At 53.1% G+C, this 19,302-nt stretch carries 19 protein-coding genes; 4 read left to right on the top strand and 15 right to left on the bottom strand.

Annotation, left to right across the window (positions count from 1 at the left end):
• Positions 1-3: 3 nt before the first annotated feature.
• Both F3J37_RS06760 and mdcA read right to left on the bottom strand, forming a co-directional pair.
• On the bottom strand, positions 4-855 hold the full coding sequence (locus F3J37_RS06760) for a triphosphoribosyl-dephospho-CoA synthase (RefSeq protein ID WP_166932589.1): 852 nt from the start codon (positions 853-855) through the stop codon (positions 4-6).
• A complete protein-coding gene (mdcA, locus tag F3J37_RS06755; protein WP_166932587.1) occupies positions 855-2,510 on the bottom strand; it encodes a malonate decarboxylase subunit alpha in 1,656 nt (551 codons plus the stop codon). The genes F3J37_RS06760 and mdcA overlap by 1 nt, the downstream gene beginning before the upstream one ends.
• Positions 2,511-2,874: 364 nt before the next feature.
• On the opposite strand from mdcA, the gene F3J37_RS06750 reads away from it, so the two are divergent.
• Positions 2,875-3,492, top strand: a complete 618-nt coding sequence (locus tag F3J37_RS06750; protein WP_166932585.1) for a Fic/DOC family protein — start codon at positions 2,875-2,877, stop codon at positions 3,490-3,492.
• Here the strand turns inward: F3J37_RS06750 and F3J37_RS06745 are convergent.
• The 5 genes from F3J37_RS06745 to F3J37_RS06725 form a co-directional block, all read right to left on the bottom strand.
• On the bottom strand, positions 3,489-3,656 hold the full coding sequence (locus F3J37_RS06745; protein ID WP_166932583.1) for a hypothetical protein: 168 nt from the start codon (positions 3,654-3,656) through the stop codon (positions 3,489-3,491). The genes F3J37_RS06750 and F3J37_RS06745 overlap by 4 nt on opposite strands.
• A 170-nt stretch (positions 3,657-3,826) precedes the next feature.
• Positions 3,827-5,140 (bottom strand): MFS transporter, encoded by a 1,314-nt coding sequence (locus F3J37_RS06740; protein ID WP_166932581.1) that lies wholly within the window; start codon positions 5,138-5,140, stop codon positions 3,827-3,829.
• On the bottom strand, positions 5,133-5,768 hold the full coding sequence (locus F3J37_RS06735) for a DUF4286 family protein (protein WP_205298885.1): 636 nt from the start codon (positions 5,766-5,768) through the stop codon (positions 5,133-5,135). Before F3J37_RS06735 ends, F3J37_RS06740 begins: the two co-directional genes overlap by 8 nt.
• The gene (locus tag F3J37_RS06730; RefSeq protein WP_166932579.1) at positions 5,768-7,111 is read right to left on the bottom strand and encodes an amidase; all 1,344 of its coding nucleotides are present in this window, start codon (positions 7,109-7,111) and stop codon (positions 5,768-5,770) included. Before F3J37_RS06730 ends, F3J37_RS06735 begins: the two co-directional genes overlap by 1 nt.
• Before the next feature lie 11 nt (positions 7,112-7,122).
• Positions 7,123-7,803, bottom strand: a complete 681-nt coding sequence (locus tag F3J37_RS06725; protein ID WP_166932577.1) for a DUF2848 domain-containing protein — start codon at positions 7,801-7,803, stop codon at positions 7,123-7,125.
• Between the two features lie 114 nt (positions 7,804-7,917).
• Here F3J37_RS06725 and F3J37_RS06720 point away from each other — a divergent pair, with 114 nt between their 5' ends.
• Positions 7,918-8,592 carry a GntR family transcriptional regulator gene (locus F3J37_RS06720; protein ID WP_058961675.1) on the top strand — a complete coding sequence of 225 codons (675 nt, stop codon included), beginning with the start codon at positions 7,918-7,920 and terminating at the stop codon, positions 8,590-8,592.
• A 235-nt stretch (positions 8,593-8,827) separates the two neighbouring features.
• On the opposite strand, the gene F3J37_RS06715 is transcribed toward F3J37_RS06720, so the two are convergent.
• The 5 genes from F3J37_RS06715 to F3J37_RS06695 form a co-directional block, all read right to left on the bottom strand.
• Entirely contained in the window at positions 8,828-9,388 is a 561-nt protein-coding gene (locus F3J37_RS06715; protein ID WP_160867063.1) for a hypothetical protein, read from the bottom strand.
• Positions 9,389-9,714: 326 nt separating this feature from the next.
• The gene (locus F3J37_RS06710; protein ID WP_166932575.1) at positions 9,715-11,025 is read right to left on the bottom strand and encodes an MFS transporter; all 1,311 of its coding nucleotides are present in this window, start codon (positions 11,023-11,025) and stop codon (positions 9,715-9,717) included.
• A 326-nt stretch (positions 11,026-11,351) separates the two neighbouring features.
• Positions 11,352-12,749 (bottom strand): c-type cytochrome, encoded by a 1,398-nt coding sequence (locus tag F3J37_RS06705; RefSeq protein WP_166932573.1) that lies wholly within the window; start codon positions 12,747-12,749, stop codon positions 11,352-11,354.
• Positions 12,746-14,401 (bottom strand): GMC family oxidoreductase, encoded by a 1,656-nt coding sequence (locus F3J37_RS06700; protein WP_058961671.1) that lies wholly within the window; start codon positions 14,399-14,401, stop codon positions 12,746-12,748. Before F3J37_RS06700 ends, F3J37_RS06705 begins: the two co-directional genes overlap by 4 nt.
• Before the next feature lie 29 nt (positions 14,402-14,430).
• Positions 14,431-14,997: a sugar dehydrogenase complex small subunit gene (locus F3J37_RS06695; protein WP_166932571.1), complete on the bottom strand. Its 567-nt coding sequence runs from the start codon at positions 14,995-14,997 to the stop codon at positions 14,431-14,433.
• A 270-nt stretch (positions 14,998-15,267) separates the two neighbouring features.
• Here F3J37_RS06695 and F3J37_RS06690 point away from each other — a divergent pair, with 270 nt between their 5' ends.
• Positions 15,268-15,945, top strand: coding sequence for a hypothetical protein (locus F3J37_RS06690; RefSeq protein ID WP_166932569.1), 678 nt, complete (start codon positions 15,268-15,270; stop codon positions 15,943-15,945).
• 274 nt (positions 15,946-16,219) lie between these two features.
• On the opposite strand, the gene F3J37_RS06685 is transcribed toward F3J37_RS06690, so the two are convergent.
• From F3J37_RS06685 to F3J37_RS06675, 3 genes are all read right to left on the bottom strand, one after another.
• Entirely contained in the window at positions 16,220-16,645 is a 426-nt protein-coding gene (locus F3J37_RS06685) for a type II toxin-antitoxin system VapC family toxin (protein WP_166932567.1), read from the bottom strand.
• On the bottom strand, positions 16,642-16,896 hold the full coding sequence (locus F3J37_RS06680; RefSeq protein WP_034831240.1) for a type II toxin-antitoxin system Phd/YefM family antitoxin: 255 nt from the start codon (positions 16,894-16,896) through the stop codon (positions 16,642-16,644). The genes F3J37_RS06685 and F3J37_RS06680 overlap by 4 nt, the downstream gene beginning before the upstream one ends.
• Before the next feature lie 117 nt (positions 16,897-17,013).
• The gene (locus tag F3J37_RS06675) at positions 17,014-18,036 is read right to left on the bottom strand and encodes a LacI family DNA-binding transcriptional regulator (RefSeq protein WP_166932565.1); all 1,023 of its coding nucleotides are present in this window, start codon (positions 18,034-18,036) and stop codon (positions 17,014-17,016) included.
• Between the two features lie 238 nt (positions 18,037-18,274).
• Here F3J37_RS06675 and iolG point away from each other — a divergent pair, with 238 nt between their 5' ends.
• Positions 18,275-19,273 carry an inositol 2-dehydrogenase gene (gene iolG / locus F3J37_RS06670; protein ID WP_166932563.1) on the top strand — a complete coding sequence of 333 codons (999 nt, stop codon included), beginning with the start codon at positions 18,275-18,277 and terminating at the stop codon, positions 19,271-19,273.
• Positions 19,274-19,302: the final 29 nt, after the last annotated feature.

Genomic DNA, 19,302 nt, shown 5'->3' with positions numbered 1-19,302 from the left:
TAATCAATGAGTGGCGATGCTGACGCGATCGATAAACAGCGTGGCGGCGAGTAAATCAGCCGCGCCGCCGGGAGACGCATTCAGCGCCAGCATCGCGCTATCCAGTTGTTGTAAAGCCTGACGACCCGCTATGTGCGCAGTGCCACCCGCCTGTAACACCGCGTGCGCACCACGTTGTAAGGTCAGCAAACCGTTCATACCTGAACGGTTGAGCACGCAGGTGTCACTGAGCGAGGTCAGAATCGCCATCAGCGCATCAAGCCGCGCCTCGGTTTCGTTGGCTCCAGATTCACGGCTGCGCCATAACTGCGGCAATGCCAGCTGCGTGATATGCGGAAAGCCCTGTTGCGCTTCTTCACGTGCGCCCGGCACCTGAAAGCGATGCACGGCACGTAACCCTTTACTGAAGGTTTTGGGTGCGTGGCGATCCGGTAAACAAGCCAGTTCAGCGGCACGAGTGCAGAGTTGATCGCTGCTTGCCTCACCGCCGCGCATCGCCGCCGCGCTGACCAGCAAACCTAATGCCCAGATGGCGCCACGATGGGTATTCACCCCGTCGGTGGCAGCCATCATCTGACGCTCCCCTTCGCGACCAAGGCGGCCAACGGTTTCGCGCAAAGCAATATCCGCTGGACGCTGCCAGCACTGTTGCGCCAGCGCATAGAAGGTCGGGGTCAGGCTGCGTGCAGAACGCTCCATCAGCGCCAGCGAGAGATCCTGATGTGCGCCGCTGCCGCGACGATCCACCAGCCCCGGCTTGGGCGTCAGGTTCACTTCTTCGATCAGGCAATCGGTGGCGTGCTGTGCCAGTTGATGCAGGTGACTTTCAACCGATTGCGGCGCAAGTCGTTTCATTACCAGCTCCGGAATTTTGCCGGTGGGTTGTAAAGGCCATCAGACCATTCGACCAGGTCGGCCACGCTACCGGCCGCCAGCAGCGAACGCGTGGCATCAGATCGGCGAATCCCAAGATCTTCCGGGAACACCACTTTGCCGCTGCGACGCAGTTCAGCGACGCGTTTGGCATCCACGCCCAGACCGATATCGGTAATACCGGCCACCGCTGCCACCATCGCCCGACGCTCTTCGAGGTCCTGCGCGCGATAGAGATAGGCAATACCTTCTTCGGTCAGCACATGCGTCACGTCATCGCCATAGATCATTACCGGCGCCAGCGGCATTCCAGAGTTTTTCGCCACTTCAATGGCATCGAGTTTTTCTACGAAGGTCGGCTTCACGCCTGCCTGGAAGGTTTCCACCATCTGCACCACCAGCTTGCGACCACGTTCCATGGCATCTTCGCCATTTTTCATTGCCAGCCAGGCGGCGGTGGCATGACGACGACCGTGCGGATCGTGGCCCATATTCGGGGCGCCACCAAAGCCAGAGAGACGACCACGCGTGACCGTTGAGGAGTTCGCCAGGCCATCGATTTGCAGTGTCGAGCCGATAAACATATCGACGGCATACTGACCTGCCAGCTGGCACATGGCGCGGTTAGAGCGCATCGAGCCATCGGCACCGGTAAAGAAAATATCGGGACGGGCGCGGATGTACTCCTCCATCCCCAGTTCACCGCCGAAGCAGTGCACGCTCTCGACCCAGCCGCTTTCAATCGCCGGGATCAGTGTAGGATGCGGGTTCAGCGTCCAGTGCTTACAGATTTTGCCTTTTAGGCCGAGCTGTTCACCGTAGGTCGGCAGCAGCAGTTCGATGGCGGCAGTATTGAAACCAATGCCGTGATTGAGCGATTGCACCTGATGTTCGGCGTAGATGCCTTTGATCGCCATCATCGCCATCAGGATGTGTTCCTGTTTGATCAGACGTGGGTCGCGTGTAAACAGCGGTTCGATAAAGAAGGGTTTGTCAGCTACTACTACGTAGTCGATCCACGAACCGGGAATATCCACGCGCGGCAGATCACACTCGTCGTCCACCAGTTCGTTAACCTGGGCAATCACAATCCCGTCATGGAAAGCAGCCGCTTCGACCAGTGCTGGCGTGTCTTCGGTACTTGGCCCGGTGTAGAGATTGCCTTTACGGTCAGCTTTGTATCCGGCGATCAGCGCGACATTCGGTGCGAGGTCTACGTAGAGGCGAGAGTAGAGTTCGATGTAGGTATGAATCGCACCGATTTCCAGCTGATCATCTTCCAGCAGCTGCGAAATGCGCAGACTTTGCGTGCCGGAGAAGGAGAAATCGAGCTTACGGGCGATGCCTTTTTCGAAGATGTCGAGGTGTTCACTGCGGCCCACGCTCGGCATGATCATATGAAGGTGGTGCACTTTTTGCGGATTGACCTCGGCCAGCATACGCGAGAGGAAATCGGCTTGTTTCTGGTTATTGCCTTCCAATACGACACGGTCACCTGGCGAGATTAATTTTTCCAGCATCTCGACCATGTGTTCAGTGGGTAACACTTTGCCCTGCACCGGCACGGACGCCTGCCGCCGCTGTTTTTCAATGCGGCGCGTATTCCACACTCGCGCCGTTTGTTGTCCTGATGACATGACTAACCTCCTGAATGAGCGAATATCTCGATGACGTCAATGCAGGAAAGTGTGGTCTTAAGCGGTGATGGCATCAATCAACCTGAAAGTGGGATCGTTAGCCTGAGAGTAATGATTGAGATGACAGAAATTTGCGGTTGGTCAACGATTGGTGGGAATATGTGTGAGTGTGCAAAATTTGACTGCGATGATATGCATATTCATGCATATGTAATTAAACATTAATATTCAAAGAGTGATCACAAAAATTGAAGAAAAGCTCATTCTTACACCATAACAGTAATGCGCTGATTTAAAGGTTATTGTTGCATTATTTCCCGGAGGTTATGATTACCTCACACCTTAACTTATTTCGAGCTAAATCATGAATCGATACAACGTTTCAAGTAGTGAGGGTAAGTATGAGAATGAGTCTTGCGAGCAGGTTCTTCAAAATAAACTTGGGATCACTAATGCTGAAGAAATGGATGGTGCCGAGCTGGTTTTGTTAGAGCAGCTCTATCGCTCAGTTTTCGAAGAACAATTTCCTATGAAACACATTGATGTGGCGATGATTAAATCCTGGCATCACCGTTGGTTAGGCAACATTTACGCATGGGCTGGACAAGAGAGGACAGTAAACATTAGCAAAGGCGGCTTTATGTTTGCGCCTTCCGCTCAATTGCCAAAACTGCTGAACGATTTCGATTCGAAGTATCTTTCAAAATACACGCCTTGCTCAATCATGAGCGAAGAACAACTCATCGAAGCAATTGCAATTACGCATGTCGAGCTAATATTGATCCATCCATTTAGAGAAGGTAATGGACGATTATCACGACTTTTAGCCGATGTGATGGCAGTTCAGGCTGGTTATAAGACCTTGAATTATCAAAGCTGGGAATGTAATAAAGCCCAATACATTTCAGCTATACATTCAGGTATGTCACTGAATTACGAGCCAATGCAGCATTGGGTATGGGAGGCATTGAGAAGCCACTAAGCCAGGCGAAGATGTGCGAATTTCTTTCGAGCGGCTTCAAGTGAGGCTTCAATTTTAGCTGATGGCTGCCCTGTTTCCACCGCCGTTGACGTTGCGACAGAGCGGGTAATGTCCGCACGAGATGGCTTTGCATAGGTGGCCTGCTCATTTCTGTTATTACTCATTTAGCCCTCTCCGTTTTGCGATTACCTTTCGGATACAACTTCATATTCTATCAAGCTTTAAAAATAACATCACATTTTTTCGATTCTGTTTCAAAAGGCCTATAAGAGCAAAATCGGCAGAATTTTAATGCCAGATGTATCGCGCCGCGGTAACGGCGCGATTGTTTAAATTACAACGGCTTATGCGCCGTCTCTTTTGCCTTCCACAAGGCAAACAGCGTAATCAGCAGCGCCAGCGTAACGTACATCGACACCCACAGCGTGCTGCCCATTTCTTTATAGAGCGTGGTGATGATCAACGGCGCAAATCCGCCGCCAACAATACCTGCCAGCGTGTAGGCCAGTGATGACCCGGCATAGCGAACGTGGCTGGGAAACTGCTCAGTGACGAACGCGGCCTGTGGGCCATACATGATCGCATGGATCAGCAGACCACCTATCACCGCCAGCACAATCAGCACCGGCTGCGTGCTGTCCAGGAGCACGAAGAACACGAACGACCAGATGATCGCCAACACTGCGCCGGTGATGTAAACCGGGCGGCGTCCCCATTTATCAGATAGCGCGCCAAACATCGGGACGGTGATCGCATTCCCTATTGCGCCCAACATCGTGGCCATCAAGGCCAGCGGGCGTGGCAGCTGTAATACGGTGGTGACGTACGTCAGGGTAAATACCACCACCAGCGCATAGAGCACATCGGAACCGATACGCGATCCCCCCGCAATCAGCAGCTGTTTCGGATAGTTGACGAATACCTCTTTTAGTGGCGTATGCGTCGTTTTATCTGCAGCCTGCATCGCGACAAAGGTCGGTGTCTCTTCCACGCCACGACGCAGCCACAATCCAAATAGCACCAGCAACAGACTCAGCAGGAATGGAATGCGCCAGCCCCATGCCTGGAACTGATCGCCGCTCATCATCACCGTCACCAGGGTGATAAACCCGGTGCCAATCAAGGTTCCGCAGGAAGGCCCCACCTGTGCAAAAGATGCATTACGCCCACGTTTATCAGCATCACCGTGCTCCATCGACAGTAAAACGGCACCCGCCCATTCACCGCCCAGCGCAATGCCCTGCACAAAACGCAGCGCGACCAACAGCACCGGACTCCAGATGCCCCACACCGCATAGCCTGGCAGCAAGCCCATTAAGGCGGTGGTGACGCCCATGATCACCAGCGTGATGATCAACACGGCTTTGCGCCCTGCGACATCCCCCAGATGACCAAACACAAAACCGCCCAGCGGACGTGAAATGTAACCTACCGCATAGGTCGAAAACGCCAGAATGGTGCCAACCAGCGGATCAAAACTGGGGAAGAACACATGGTTAAACACCAGTGCCGCCATAATGTTGTAGACGGTGAAGTCGTACCATTCCAGCGCGGTGCCGATGGAACTGGCCGCGGCCAGGCGCCCGGTTTTCGACGCCGTCCGCTTATCACGCACCGTCTGCTGCAATGAAGAGTCTGTATTAGCCATGTGCCAACTCCTGTTTGGTTAACTGCCAGCTAAAGGCATAGCGTTGAACATCGCCGGTCATCAATTCCGCCGCGTGTGCGGCCAGTTGGTCACAGCTTGATGCGTCACTGCAGTGAATCAGTAGCATCGGTAGCATCTGCCGCTGTCCTTTACTCTCCATCGGCAACGGAGAACTGAGCACCACATCCGGGGTGAGTAAACCGGAGGCAACATAGCCCGGGGTATGGCTAATTTGCTGCTGCCACGCAGTCAACACGCTGGCATCCAGCGCTTTCAGCGTCACCACCGCCAGATGGGTGCCGGTGCCTTTGCCATGCTTGTGAGTGACCGCGCTGACCCGACGCATGGGATTAACCATCTTTTGCAGGTTCTTCACTGACCATTCGGTCTGGCGGGTGAAGGCCGCGTGATAATCCGCACTGGTAAAGGCTTCCAGCGCCTCGGTTTCATACAGGCCAAGATATTTGCGCTCGGCATGGATAGCCTGATAGCGCGTTCCGCTTAAGAAGCCACGAATCGCGACGCGCTCTTCTACATGTTCATGGTCATACCATTGGTTGAAGTCCGCTTCGTCTTCAGCGCCAATATTAGTGGCGACAAACAGCATGCCGTGGGATTGAGTCATCATCAGGATCTCCAGTTGAGGGCAGTTTCCACGGCGAGCGACCAGCTGATTAAGCGGGCGTCATCACCATGAACAGAAGCAAGGCTTAGGCCAACCGGCGCACTACCGGTTTGATGGCAGGGTAAAGAGAGTGCACAGCCGTCCAGCATGTTGATTACGCTGGTGTTACGCAGCATCAGCGCGTTGACTTCCATGTACTGCTGCGCATCTTCCAGAGAAGCGAGGGTCGGTGCGATGCGCGGAACGGTGGGCATGAGTAAGGCGTCAAAGTCTGCCAGCGCGCTATTAATGCGGTGCTGCCACGCTTTGCGCTGTTGATGAAGTTCACTGGCATCTTGCTCCGTCAGCAAACTGCCGCGCTGCACACGCACTAACACTTGAGGATCGTAAGCTTCGGGTTGCGCCAGTGCGGATTGTTGATGCCACTGCCATGCCTCGTAAGCAGTAATGCCGCCACGCGCATTCATAATGTTCAACTCATCCAGCTCTTCAAGCGGCAGTGCAATGAGGGTGGCCCCCGCCTGTTCCAGCACCGCGATAGCGTGCTTCCAGGCCAGCGCAACGTCTTCGTCCAGTCCCTCCAGCACGCGGGTCTGCGGGATAGCGAAACGAGCACTGCGTAACTCCACCTGCTGGAGTTCAAGCGGCTGTTCCGCGATGACACTGTCCAGCAGCCAGCAGCTGCGCACGTCATGGGCAATCACGCCGATGCTGTCGAGCGAGGCAGAGAGCGGTAACGTACCCACCTGGTTGATGCGATTCGCGGTGGGTTTAAAGCCGGTCAAGCCGCATAGCGCAGCAGGAATGCGCACCGAACCACCCGTGTCAGTGCCGATAGCGCCCAGGCACATGCCGTCTGCCACGGCGACAGCCGCACCAGAAGAAGAACCACCCGGAATGCGTTTGTCTTCGCGACGCCACGGATTGGCCGGCGTGCCGTAATGCGGATTGATGCCCAACCCGGAAAAGGCAAATTCGGTCATGTTGGTTTTACCGACAATCGCCGCCCCTGCGTGATGTAAGCGATCGACTACATGGGCATTCGCTGCCGCCGGTTCTGCATTCAGGAGCAAATGTGAACCCGCCGTGGTTGGCTCGCTTTGCACATCAAACAGATCTTTGATGCTGACAGGCAGCCCATCAATAGCACTGAGGGCTTGCTGGGTTTGCCAGCGTGCACTCGCTGCTGTTGACTGTTGAGCTGCCTGGGTGGCATAGCGGGTGGTGAAAACAAGATCCCCCTCTTTTAACGGATCCTGCGCTGCGCGCAATGCCGATTCAGTGAAAACCTCAGGAGACGCGTTACCGGCCTGAAGCTGCTGACTTGCTTGCCAGAGTGTGGTCATTAGCATGCTCCTTAAGCGACCACTGGCAGCGCGCCAGTGCAGTAAGCGTGTTCCAGCGTGCGGTTCAATTGGGGATCGTGCAGCGCCATGCGGAATTCACTGGAGGGACGAATACCGCCAATCGCACCCAGCGTGCCGCAGGACATCGCCAATCCTTCTTTAGCCGGGCTGTCGTTCAGATAGCGGGACAGCAGATCTTGTGGTGTCAGTAATGAGGCCAGCGTACCCTGCTGATAAACCACCCATTCGCCCTGCTCTTTTATCCACGAGGTCAGCTCCAGCGTATCCCAGTGCTCAACTACCTCGCTCATGCGCCAGGCTTTGCTGGCAACCGGTTTAATACAGGCCTGTTTGGAGAGGGCAACGCTGAAAGTTTCCAGATAACGGTCGGTGTGATCAGAAGTCAGCGACACCCACCATTCGCCCCGATGGAAAAACACAAAGGGCTCAGCTTCCCCGGAGGTTTCATTGCCGACCACTTCCAGCAGTGGCTGTTGGCTCAGTTGATTGGTCGCAACCCGGTAAAACAACGGTACTGCACCGGGAGCGGGCACGCCCAGTGCCTCAAGCTCCCTGATATGGTGCAACACCGCATCACTATCGCGTCCGGCCCAACCCGCAATAATGAAATGGGAAACCTCGACATCGAGCGTGCTAGCGGCTTTATCGCCGGTTGTGAACTGAAGGTGCATGTGATGATCTCCATTTGAAAAATCACTGTGAAATTTCACTGTGTTTTCAAACTAGCGATTTTCATGCCAGATTTTTGTGTAATATGTCTCATTGGCAAAAAAAGGAACGTCGTGATGAGTGAGTCAGTTACTGAAAATGTGAACCCAGCCAGCCGGGAAAAGAGCCTCTCTTTAAATGAACAGGCTTATCTGGCGTTCAGGCACAAGCTCATCACGCTTCGCTACAAACCAGGGGAGTATTTAAATACCGCTCAGGTGATGGATGATTTGGCAATGGGTCGGACGCCGATCAATCAAGCGATTCATCGGCTGGCCACCGAGGGGCTGTTGCAGATCATCCCGCGCAAAGGCGTGATGGTGGCACCTTTGTCGATAGATGATGCACTGGAGTTAATTGAGGTGAGATTGGTCAATGAAACCCTGTGTGTTGAACTAGCCAGTCAGAAAGTCATTGATTCACACATTCAACAGCTGCGCGAACTAAACCAGCAAATCGCCAGAGCGAGCGAATCACGTAGTCGCGAAGAAATGATGTTGCTGGATCGCGAATTTCATCAGGTGCTGGCCGATATCGCCGGAAACAGTCGGCTGTCAGATATTCTGAGTGTGATTCATGCGCAGGCACAGCGCTTTTGGGCGACAACGTTGTCCAATGTTGTCCATATGGATGAAGTCATCGCGGAGCATAATGAGATTATTGACGCGCTGGAATCCGGTGACACGCAACGAGCGGCCGATGCCGCACGGGCTCATATTTTCTCGTTTAAGCGAGCCCTGCTCTCGACCTGACTTCTCCGGAAATTTTCCACATGGCGAGGTGTTAAGCGCTTTTGCTGACAAGGCGCCCAGCAACCGACTCGCGGTGACTGGGCGATTCAATTTTGCTGTCGAATTTAGCGGCGACTTGAAATTTTTCTGCTGTAAAAGCGCTTTTTCTTTTTACCATGAACGATGGCATAAATAGAAAATGCCAGCACTAAACATAATACAAAAACCAAAACCAGCTGTGACATGACCCGCCTTATTATTGTTTACAGACAATACCTTTCGCAATATAGATCAGTGCTCGCTCAGAGAATGAACTCCTGATATGCAAACGCCTTTTGCAGTATGAAAAGTTGTTTTTTATCGTTGAATAACTTCTGTTCATCAGCGATGCAATATCCGCAATCTCAACACCCAATGATTTCATGTAGATGATTTGCATACTTTGCAGCGATAACCTGACGGCTCTACTTTCATGCAGTATCACCGCACTCATGATGTAACACAGTAGTGCATTGGCTGATGATCTTAGCGAAACAAAATGAATACGGGAATAGATCTCGTAATTGTCGTTATCCTGCGTCAGCACAAAAATAAATGCGCGTTCGCCGTATCTTTTTCTTAATACGAAAACATCATTCATTCTTGCCTCCAGAGACATCGAGCAGGCATTGACGATAATGATGGTACTGCCGGTTGGTTGCTGTGGAAATCTCTCACGCATCATGGCTGAAATGCCGGCTACGGTATATTGGCAATCTGAATACAGCACGAGCGAAGTCGTTCCCAGATTAAGTACCCTGGCGTTAGTAAGTGGCATACGAATACTCACGCAATGTTGCAATGAATTAGGTTTTTTCTGATTTACATTGGACTTAAGTCTCAAAAAAATCATACACCTTTCATATCTTGCCGCGCAGGGTTATTTCATTTTGCTTGCGTGTTCTTAGCGGAATGCTTACGCACCAGCAATAAGACATGCCGATGCGGGGTGATTTATTCAAATAATTGGGGTTTGGAAAGGAAATAATCTTCGATAAATTTGAATATGAAGAATTTGGCACGCCGTTGCTAATGAACTTTACGTGCCACTCTAAAATGGTGTCTGCGTGGCAAGCGTTGCGCTGCTAACGGCAGCGCACCCATTTATTTCACGCTCATCAGCCGCTCATCCGCCCCGATTTTACGTGGAGCTGACGGATTGATATCGCAATTACGCGGCAGCAGTACCGTAATAATGCCGGCCACCACCAGCGATCCCGCCAGCCAGCACACCGCCACACTCTGCCCATACAGCATCGTCATTATGCCGACCAGGTACGGCCCGCAGAATCCGCCCAGATTACCCAGCCCGTTGATGACGCCACGCGCACCTCCCGCGACTTCTGGCGAGGCGATACGGCCGGGAATCGACCAGAAAGGGCTGGTTGCCGCTTTCAGGAAGAAACCGCACACCACCAGCGCGATATAAGACGCGACGATATTACTGTGCAGCACCACCGATGCCAGCAGCGCAGCGGCGAAGCAGAACAGGGAAACCATCACCCACAAACGGCGTTTTCCTGTGCGGTCGCTGAGCCACGAAATCGCATATATCCCAAGAATAGTGGCAACAAACGGGATTGCCGCTAACAAGCCGACCCCCGCCATATTCGTGCCGGTGAGATTTTTCAGGATGCTCGGTAGCCACAGCGTGTAACCGTAATCGCCGGTCTGGTAGAAGAAGTTCAGTGCCACTAACTTCATCAACCCCGAATTGCGGAACACGGCTTTCAGTGGCGCTTTGCTGACCGGTGCCGCATTGCTATGCACCGCACGATCGCGCGCCAGTTCGCGTAACAGGTACTCTTTTTCACGCGTGGGCAGCCAGCGCGCCTCTTCCGGCCGATCGGCGATCACCAGCCACCACACCAGCAACACCGCTGCAGACAGCAATCCTTCGATAATAAACAGCCAGCGCCAGTCGAGTACGTTGATGATGTAACCCGAGATCGGCGCGGTAAACATGCCACCCAACGGCGCGAACATCATCACGAAGGCGTTGGCGCGTCCGAGTTCTTTTTCCGGGAACCAGTTGCTGACCATGGTGAGCACCACTGGCAGCATACCGCCTTCGGAGATACCCAGCACAAAGCGCAGCGCCAGCAGTTGATAGTGGTTGGTGACAAAGCCGGTGGCAATTGACACCACCATCCACGCGATCAGTGACCAGGCGATAAAGCGTTTACCGCTGCCGTTCACCGCGATACGTCCGCCCGGCACCTGTAAGAACAGGTAACCAATAAAGAAGATGCCGCTGACCATACCGGCCATTTGGCTGGTGATCGCCAGGTCCTGATCCATGCCGCCCGGCAGCGCAAAGCTGATGTTTACGCGGTCCATAAACGAGATGATGCAGGTAATTAAAATCGGGGCAATAACGCGATACCAACGTGTTCCGGGGATTTTCTCGTGCATAACGCCCTCTCTCTTTGCGCAACCATGCGTAAGCTCTATGGCTTCTTATTAAAGAGAGTTTGGTAATAATTATTGCGATCCTAATCACTGGGATGAATGTTAAGAAACTGTGTTACTTACGGCGTGATCGCAGGGGCAAAATTCTCCGGTTTTAGAGCCATCAAGCGCAGCCATACGATTTTTGGCGGGATGATTGATTAGGATTGGTGGCTGAAATAGCAGGTGTAACCTGATGCCGTAACATGGCATGCAACAAGGTCGCCATAAGAGGCGACCTTGCGGAGGTTAATGCAGTTTGTCGTGTGCGCATTCATGCGCACCTGGAATCAATCTACACGCCTGCGACGCATCAAGCACCACACGACAATCACCACCAGCAACACAATGATCGCGCCAATCATACCCGGCAACATCATCGGTTGCAGACGCGCCAGCAGCGGTGGATGACCGCCCTTTCTCACCCACGCCACATCACCCGCCGTCACGGTAACCTCGGCATTGCCGTAATGCGCTAACACGAAGTTACTGATATTGGCGACCTGCTGGTCATTCAGTTTGTCGACATAGGACGGCGAACTGAAGCCCGGCATCAGCACCTGGTGATCGGCGGTGTCACGTTGCACACCAAACAAAATGGCAGAGATCAGGTTGTTCGGATTACGCAGCCCGGTTGCCGTGTTGTGGAACAGTGATGGATAAGCCTGATTAGCACTGCCCGCGCCATCCGGCTGGTGACAGCTGGCGCAGTTGCCGCTGAACAGCGCCGCGCCGTTGTCCAGCGAGTGATTGGCGTTGTTCGGATTGCGCCCACGCACGCTATTTTCCACATCATGAGGCGCGCCGTAGCTGAAGGCTGGAATAGTGTCGCCTTCATCACGAATCGGTGCGGTGCCTTTCAGGTAAGTGGCGATAGCATGTAAATCGCCCTCCGGCAGATACTGCAGGCTGTGCTCAACCGCTTCCGCCATACCGCCCGCCGCCTGGTTTTTGCCCGGTGCGCGTCCGGTTTTCAGATACTGCACCAGCTCGTCATCACTCCAGCCGCCAATACCGCTCACCTCATCCGACGTGATGTTTGGCGCATACCAGCTACCCAGCGGTCCGCCTGCCAGCGGACGATCCTGCTGCTCCTGCATCATAAATCCGCGCGGTGTGTGGCAAGTATTGCAGTGTGCCAGTCCGTTGACCAGATAGTTACCGCGATTCCACTCCGCGCTTTTGCTGCCATCGTTCTGCCACATCTTGTCGTTGGCGAACATCATGTTCCAGAAACGCATGCTAAAACGCAGGTTGAATGGGAATGGTAAATCGGTCTGCGGGTTGTGCTGCGCCTGCGCTTTGACGCCATGCATCATGTAGTAGTAAAGCGCGTGCAGATCTTCATCGGTCATCATGCTGTAAGAGGTATATGGCATCGCCGGATAGAGTTGCGCGCCGTCCGCGCGTACACCGTGCCGCACCGCCTCGGAGAACTGGGCCTCGCTATAATTGCCGATGCCGCTGCTATCCGGCGTAATGTTGGTGGCGTAAATGGTGCCCATTGGCGAAGCAATACCGTATCCACCGCTGTAAGCGGTTTTACTGCCCGGCGCAGTATGGCACGCCTGGCAATCAGACGCGGTGGCAACCTGTTCACCCTGACGCAGCAAATTCACGTCAAGTGTTTCCGCTTGTGCGCCAAACGCCATCAGCGCGAATAAGCTACCTGCAAGCAGCGTTTTCATGCGAACTCCTTCATACGCAGGCTGATGTCATGTGCCGCTTTCAGGCCCAGTGCCGCCATGGTCAGCGTACTGTTAACCACGCTGGCGGAAGGGATCGCACCGCCGCCCGGCAACCACAGGTTCTCATGATCAAACGCACGGCAGTTGCCATCCACGACTGCATCTTTGCCGCTTTTGCCCATGATCACGCCGCCCATGATGTGGTTGTTGGCATTAAGACCTTTACTGATGGCGAACTCTTTGCCGTTAAACAGCTTGCCGATTTTCTCCAGCTGTTCGTGCGACACTTCCGCGCCCTTACGCACGTAATCCCCGACGTCGTAATAGATATCGGGACACGCCAGACCGTGCGGATCTTTGCGGGTTTTACTCAGGGTGAGACGGTTTTCCGGATCCGGTAGCGGTTCGAGGCTGATGGAGATATCGACGCTGTGCACCGAGCGATAGCGAATCTCCTCATCCAGCGCTTTGCCGACCAGACCCTTTTTCAGCGCCTGTTGCGTGGCGGCCACTACGCGCGAAATGTTATTCAGAATCATTTTGTTAGCCGAGTAATCCCGACGGAACTCGCCATCGCGATAGCCGACCATACAGCTGCTCTGCGCCGGTCCACGTCCCAGCCATACCGGTTCTTCAGTGAGGAATGAGCAGTGGAAACCGGAGTGATCCATCATGTTACGACCGACCATATCGGAACCGTTGGCGATGCCGTTCGGGTTTCCGCCGTTGGCCGCCAGCAGCAGCAAACGTGGGGTTTCGATACCGTTACAGGCCAGAGCGAAGGCCTTACCGCTGGCTTTGTGCGAGGCGCCAGACGCATCTTTCCAGTGCACGGCGGTGATGCGGTTATTGCCATCAGTATCGATTTTGTAAACTACCGCTTCGGCCAGCACCACTGCGCCATTCCGCTCGGCGCGTTCAATGTGGTGGATGCCGTTGTACATCGCGCCGATCGGGCAGATCGGTTGGCAGTTATTGTTGCCGCAGCAGGTTGGACGCCCTTCCCACGGACGCGTACTGCGCCCTTGTGGAATCGGCACCAGGTTGTAACCGTGCGGATTCACCACGCTAGCGAAATAGTTATCACCGTGGGCAAACGGCACCATATCCATCGGGTACGGCTGGCTGCGTTCAACCGGCGACTGCATATGCGGATCGTTTGGCCCCGCCACACCAATTTCATTTTCCGCGCGGCAATACCACGGCTCCAGTTCGTCATAGCTGATTGGCCAGTCACGCCCCACACCGTATTTTGACTGCATCACAAAATCGCTCGGGTGATGACGCCAGCACGATGCCGCCCAGTGCCAGGTGGTGCCGCCTACGGTGCGCAAATAGCCCTGCTGAAAACTGGACGCGTTAGGGCCGGTCACATTGACATAGTTGTTCGGCGGGAAGTAAAGCGGCGCGGGCGCGAATTTGGACTGCGGATACAGTCCCTGGAAATCTGACCCAGCGCGATTCGCAAACGGCATGTTGCGCCAGTTTTCTACCGCTTGCGCGCGGTCAATGCGTAAACCTGCTTCCAGTACCAGCACCGAGTAGCCCTGACTGACGAGTTCGTTCGCCATCAATCCACCGACCACACCTGAGCCCACAATCACAATGTCCGCGGAGGCATCACCCTGCGCAGTAAAAGTTGGTTTTTTCATGATTTTTCGTCGTTTTAGTTTTGAGGAAATTACAACTGTTCGATATGACCGTCGTGCTCATCCGGCACCGGTGCGGTCCACCAGATGGGTCCATTGCCGCAGTAAGTCGGCACCACCAAACCATCGCTGACCGTCTGGTACATCAGCGCCTGTTTGTAAGCCACCAGCGTGCCGTGATAGTCATCCCCTACCGTGCCGGTGTACCAGGCCGTGACGATTTGATAGAGGAAATCGTGCAGTCCTGCGCTGCTGGCTTTTGCCAGAAAATCCTGGGCGGTGATTTCTGAAGTTATCAGCGCATCGAGCTGCGCAACACGCGGCACAAATTGCGTGTCACGCTGCGCCAAAACTTCATAAAAGCGCGCGGCAAGAGCCACATCCAGTTGCTTGTGTTCGGTGATCGCCTGCGAGATGCGAACGAACTGTTTCACCGCGTCGCTGGCATGAATCACGCTAGCCGCAAACGCCCGCCCCGGAAGGGCTGCGACCGCACCAGTCACGGTTAATCCGAGTGTGGCAAGCAGGAATTCCCTGCGAGTGGAACCGGTTCCATTTTTAGATGCAGAAACGGTTTCGGGTGCAAAATGTCGTTTCATGGGGTTACCTGATGCTGAGACAAAAGAGGAGAAAGCCAAACGGCGCTATCCTAACGATTTCGTTGCAAAACTGTTATCAGGATTTGAACGAAATCCCATTAAAGGGTGTGGTTTTAGCTCTAAATGATAATTTAGGTCAAAAATTGTTGGGTTTAGGATAGTTGCGAGGAGGGATTGAGTGTGGGTAAAAATTAATCACACAGACAGTTGAACGCTATTAAGGTTATGATGATATTCAATAATCAACATAACCAAATCAGGAGTTCCTCCATGAGTCTCATCGAACAACATGCAGGGGTTTCCACATTGATTGGCACCCCTAAAGAAGTCAAAACACGGTTAGGAAAATCTCAGGCTAATCAGGTGTTAGTGGTGTCCTTCGATAACATCAGCAACCTGCGTGTGCTCAGTACGCTGACAGAAAATATTTCTACTGTAGCTTCAACCATGTTTGAAGTTTTTAAAGAGCGGCAGGAGAAGCAGTCACTCGAGATATTGGTTGGATCGATGCTGCCCAAGGCCCCTGCCTCACCACATCTGATGAAAGAAGCGGCCATGCTGTTGCAAGCACGTAAAGCCGTGTTGGAAAGTGGGAACTGGTTAACCGCCGCTGACGTCTCGCAGTTAGCCGGTTTGAGTACTACCAATCCCAGTGCTCAACCGAATAAATGGAAAAAAAGCGGCCAGATATTTGCGATTCACCACAATGGCATGGATTACTTCCCGGATTACGGTCTGGATCGCAATACGCAATTCCGACCATTGAAAGCGCTCTCTGAGGTGTTGAAGATATTCGCAGATCATAAAGATGGTTGGGGAATCGCGTTCTGGTTCTTGTCAGTGAACAGCTTTCTTGGTGGTCAACGCCCACAGGATATGTTGGCAAAACACTCAGAGCGGGTGATTGAAGCCGCAAGGGACGAAATCGAAGGGGTTGGACATGGATAAACTGCCAGAGCAAATGAAGGCTCAGCCCCTCTGCATGAATAATTCATTGACGTTGGTAAATGACATTTAGTTCGATAATACAATTATTGACCTGGATATAAGAAATACGAGGCTGATAGATACCGGTCAATAACAGCGCCGGATTTCGTTCAATTAAATAACCCTGTAATTAAAATAGCCACATATCGCTTATTAGTCTTATTAGTCTTATTAGTCTTATTAGTCTTATTAGTCTTATTATTTTATTCCGGTTCTTAAATGTGTTCTGATGATGTTATTGCCACTCCCATGGATTGAGCAACATAACGCCTGGTCCTTCAAAGTCCCTGGTATTTCGCGTAACTACAGTCATATCATGACGAAAGGCAGTGGCCGCGATCATTGCATCATTCGCGGAACGTTGGTCGGGTACATGGAGGCTCGCACAATAAATGGCAGTTTCGGCATCAAAAGGCAGTATACGGCCTGAAAACTCACGTAATACCACTGATGCAAACCATTCGCGTAGCATTTCTCCCTGACGCACATCCTTTCGCAACACCTGAAGGATGCCTTTTTCGATCTCCATAATCGTAATCGCTGATATGAACATATCACCCGCATCTACCGTATCCGTCCAGTTGGATACTTGTGGATCAATTTTGGGCGTCCTTGCCTTACGCATTTCCGAAATGACATTGGTATCAAGCAAATATCTCATGAAAAATCCACATCCCTGAAGTCTATGTCCACTCGTTGAGGATCAAAATCGATATCAGCGACACCGGGCATAGCAAGTGCATCCTGGATATTGCGTCGTGTACCCGTTAGCTTTTTATATTCCTCAAACGTCATCAATACGTGGGCTGGTTCTCCGCGATCAGTGATGTATACAGGGCCTTCCTCCGCCAGTTTTTTCGCAGCTGATACCTGCTGATTGAACGAACGGCTCGAAATTGTTGAGATACCCATAACAGCCTCCTGAGAATGTAGAAACATAACTACATGATACGTCAGCTGCACAATATTTCAACACCATGCTGAAAATAAGCATGTTTCAAGGGTACTGGAAATCTAGCTGATTGAAGTTCAAGAAAAATAAGAATAGCGGTGATAAATCAGCAGCGGCGTTTTCACATCCTCCGGCAGGCGCTCACTCAACGGCTGCTCAAATATCGCCAGGCACTGCTCGATCTCGCGCCGCATGTCATGCCCCAGCACCATATCCATGGTCCCTTTCTCCAGCAGCAAGCGACTCGATTCACTCAACTCATGCCCGGTGAAAATAACCTGTTCCTGCACGCCAAACGCTTCCAGCGCTTTCGCCACGCCTTCGTTGCCGCCCGCCGTATTATAAATCCCGGCCAGAGGCTTTCCCTCTTCCAGCCACTTTTTCACACTGTGCCAGGCGGTTTCGGCTTCGTCGTTAATGTTGACGCGATCGCGAATCGTCAGCCACGGGAAAGCCTCTCGCAGCACGCGACGAAAGCCGATCTCGCGCTCCTCCTGGGTGCGATAGGTCGAACTGCAAATCAGCAGAATATTGCCTGGTTGCTGCGGCGGCAGCATGCGGCCCATAAACCAACCGGCAGTCGCGCCTGAAGCGGTCTGATCGATACCCACATAAGCAGTACGCCGCGAATTGGGCAGATCGCTGGTGAGGCAAATCACCTGCACACCATCATCAATGGCGGTTTTAACCGCACGGTTGATCTTCACGTCATCGCGACACACCAGAATAATGCCGCTGGCTTCAGTAGCGCGGCGTTCAATCAGCTTGCTAAAGCGGTCAGCGTGGAATTGCGCACTCGGTAGCGTATCCAACGTGATGTGCAGTTGTGGACGTTCGCGCATTACCGCTCGTGCATGAAACTCAAGCTGCGCGACAAAGCTGGTGCCGGATTCACACACAATCGCGATACGTTTTGCCGCTCCGCGAGGGTCTTCTGTGTCACTCAGCCCTAACCGCACCATGGCATTTTCAACTTTCTTGCGCGTCACCTCGCGCACGCCTTGCCGTCCATTGATCACGCGGTCAACGGTGGCGGGACTGACGCCCGCTTCCTGCGCGATGGCTTTAATGGATGGCGATTTCCAGTTTTGCAGCGTCATGATATTTCCTGATGTCCTTCACCTCATGGATGAAACAGTAGCTTGATAAGGCACTGATAATCAAATTGTTATAACTCCATGAATCCAGAGAACAATCATATTATTGAGGTCATTAACCTCAAATTTTCATGTGATCGGCCTCATCCTTTTAGCATCCGTTTCAGGCTTTGCTTTGACTTAAAACTTCACCAATACGCTTAATAGCGCCATCACCTGTCGCCCTCATAGGAATTAAAAAATGCTCAATGTTGCTCTCTTAGGTGCTGGCCGTATTGGACAGATCCACGCTGGGAATATCGCCGCGCATCCGCAATGTCGTCTGGCGTATGTGATGGATGTCTACGCCCCTGCTGCTAATGTGCTGGCAGAGAAATACGGTGCCAAAGTGGCAGATCTCGACACCATTCTGGCGGACAGTTCGGTTGATCTGGTGGCGATTTGCAGCGCCACTAACACCCATGCAGATTTGATTGAAGCCGCCGCGCGCGCCAAAAAAGCCATCTTCTGTGAGAAGCCGGTGGATTTGAGTTTGCAGCGCGTGCAGAGCTGTTTAGCCACGGTGCGTGAAGCAGGCGTGCCATTGATGGTTGGCTTTAACCGACGTTTTGACCCGAGCATGGCCCATTTGCAGGCGTGTCTGCGTGATTGTGAGATTGGTGAAACCGAACTGGTGACCATCAGCTCACGCGATCCGGGTGCACCACCTGCCGAGTACGTTAAAGTCTCTGGCGGCCTGTTCCGTGATATGACGATTCATGATTTCGACATGGCGCGCTGGTTGTTAAATGAAGAGCCGGTATCGGTATATGCCAGTGCAGCGGCGCTGGTTGATCCCGAGATTAAAGCGCTGGGCGATGTCGATACCGCCGTTGTCACCCTCACTTGCGCCAGCGGCAAGATGGCGGTGATCACCAACAGCCGTCGTGCCAGCTACGGCTACGATCAGCGTATTGAAGTACACGGCAGCGAAGGGATGTTGCAGGTAACGAATCAGCTGGAATCACAGCTGGTGAAATCCGTGGCAAATGGCGTGGTGGCGCAGAAGCCGCAGCACTTCTTCCTGCAGCGTTATGCCGATGCTTACCGCAATGAACTGGCGACCCTCATTGAGGCGCTGGCAAAAGGCGAAGGCCAGTACCCCGGCGGGAATGATGGGTTGCAGGCGTTGTTGCTGGCGGATGCAGCGCTGGAGTCATTGAAAACCGGCAAACCGGTCGCACCGCAGTCGCTGTTGTAAGGCGGTGCTGATGAGGGGCGAACCCTGGT

The sequence above is a fragment of the Candidatus Pantoea communis genome, assembly GCF_011752685.1.
Lineage (GTDB): Bacteria > Pseudomonadota > Gammaproteobacteria > Enterobacterales > Enterobacteriaceae > Pantoea > Pantoea communis.
Note: the sequence above shows the minus strand (reverse complement) of the source record. Positions and strands in the feature narration are given on the sequence as shown.

Coding starts and splice junctions, on each gene's coding strand:
- F3J37_RS06735 (WP_205298885.1), bottom strand. CDS start 5,768: ATGATGACTCAATCCCACGGCATGCTGTTTGTCGCCACTAATATTGGC.
- F3J37_RS06700 (WP_058961671.1), bottom strand. CDS start 14,401: ATGAAAAAACCAACTTTTACTGCGCAGGGTGATGCCTCCGCGGACATT.
- F3J37_RS06760 (WP_166932589.1), bottom strand. CDS start 855: ATGAAACGACTTGCGCCGCAATCGGTTGAAAGTCACCTGCATCAACTG.
- F3J37_RS06725 (WP_166932577.1), bottom strand. CDS start 7,803: ATGCACCTTCAGTTCACAACCGGCGATAAAGCCGCTAGCACGCTCGAT.
- mdcA (WP_166932587.1), bottom strand. CDS start 2,510: ATGTCATCAGGACAACAAACGGCGCGAGTGTGGAATACGCGCCGCATT.
- F3J37_RS06710 (WP_166932575.1), bottom strand. CDS start 11,025: ATGCACGAGAAAATCCCCGGAACACGTTGGTATCGCGTTATTGCCCCG.
- F3J37_RS06715 (WP_160867063.1), bottom strand. CDS start 9,388: ATGCCACTTACTAACGCCAGGGTACTTAATCTGGGAACGACTTCGCTC.
- F3J37_RS06705 (WP_166932573.1), bottom strand. CDS start 12,749: ATGAAAACGCTGCTTGCAGGTAGCTTATTCGCGCTGATGGCGTTTGGC.
- F3J37_RS06720 (WP_058961675.1), top strand. CDS start 7,918: ATGAGTGAGTCAGTTACTGAAAATGTGAACCCAGCCAGCCGGGAAAAG.
- F3J37_RS06695 (WP_166932571.1), bottom strand. CDS start 14,997: ATGAAACGACATTTTGCACCCGAAACCGTTTCTGCATCTAAAAATGGA.
- F3J37_RS06750 (WP_166932585.1), top strand. CDS start 2,875: ATGAATCGATACAACGTTTCAAGTAGTGAGGGTAAGTATGAGAATGAG.
- F3J37_RS06745 (WP_166932583.1), bottom strand. CDS start 3,656: ATGAGTAATAACAGAAATGAGCAGGCCACCTATGCAAAGCCATCTCGT.
- iolG (WP_166932563.1), top strand. CDS start 18,275: ATGCTCAATGTTGCTCTCTTAGGTGCTGGCCGTATTGGACAGATCCAC.
- F3J37_RS06685 (WP_166932567.1), bottom strand. CDS start 16,645: ATGAGATATTTGCTTGATACCAATGTCATTTCGGAAATGCGTAAGGCA.
- F3J37_RS06740 (WP_166932581.1), bottom strand. CDS start 5,140: ATGGCTAATACAGACTCTTCATTGCAGCAGACGGTGCGTGATAAGCGG.
- F3J37_RS06690 (WP_166932569.1), top strand. CDS start 15,268: ATGAGTCTCATCGAACAACATGCAGGGGTTTCCACATTGATTGGCACC.
- F3J37_RS06675 (WP_166932565.1), bottom strand. CDS start 18,036: ATGACGCTGCAAAACTGGAAATCGCCATCCATTAAAGCCATCGCGCAG.
- F3J37_RS06680 (WP_034831240.1), bottom strand. CDS start 16,896: ATGGGTATCTCAACAATTTCGAGCCGTTCGTTCAATCAGCAGGTATCA.
- F3J37_RS06730 (WP_166932579.1), bottom strand. CDS start 7,111: ATGACCACACTCTGGCAAGCAAGTCAGCAGCTTCAGGCCGGTAACGCG.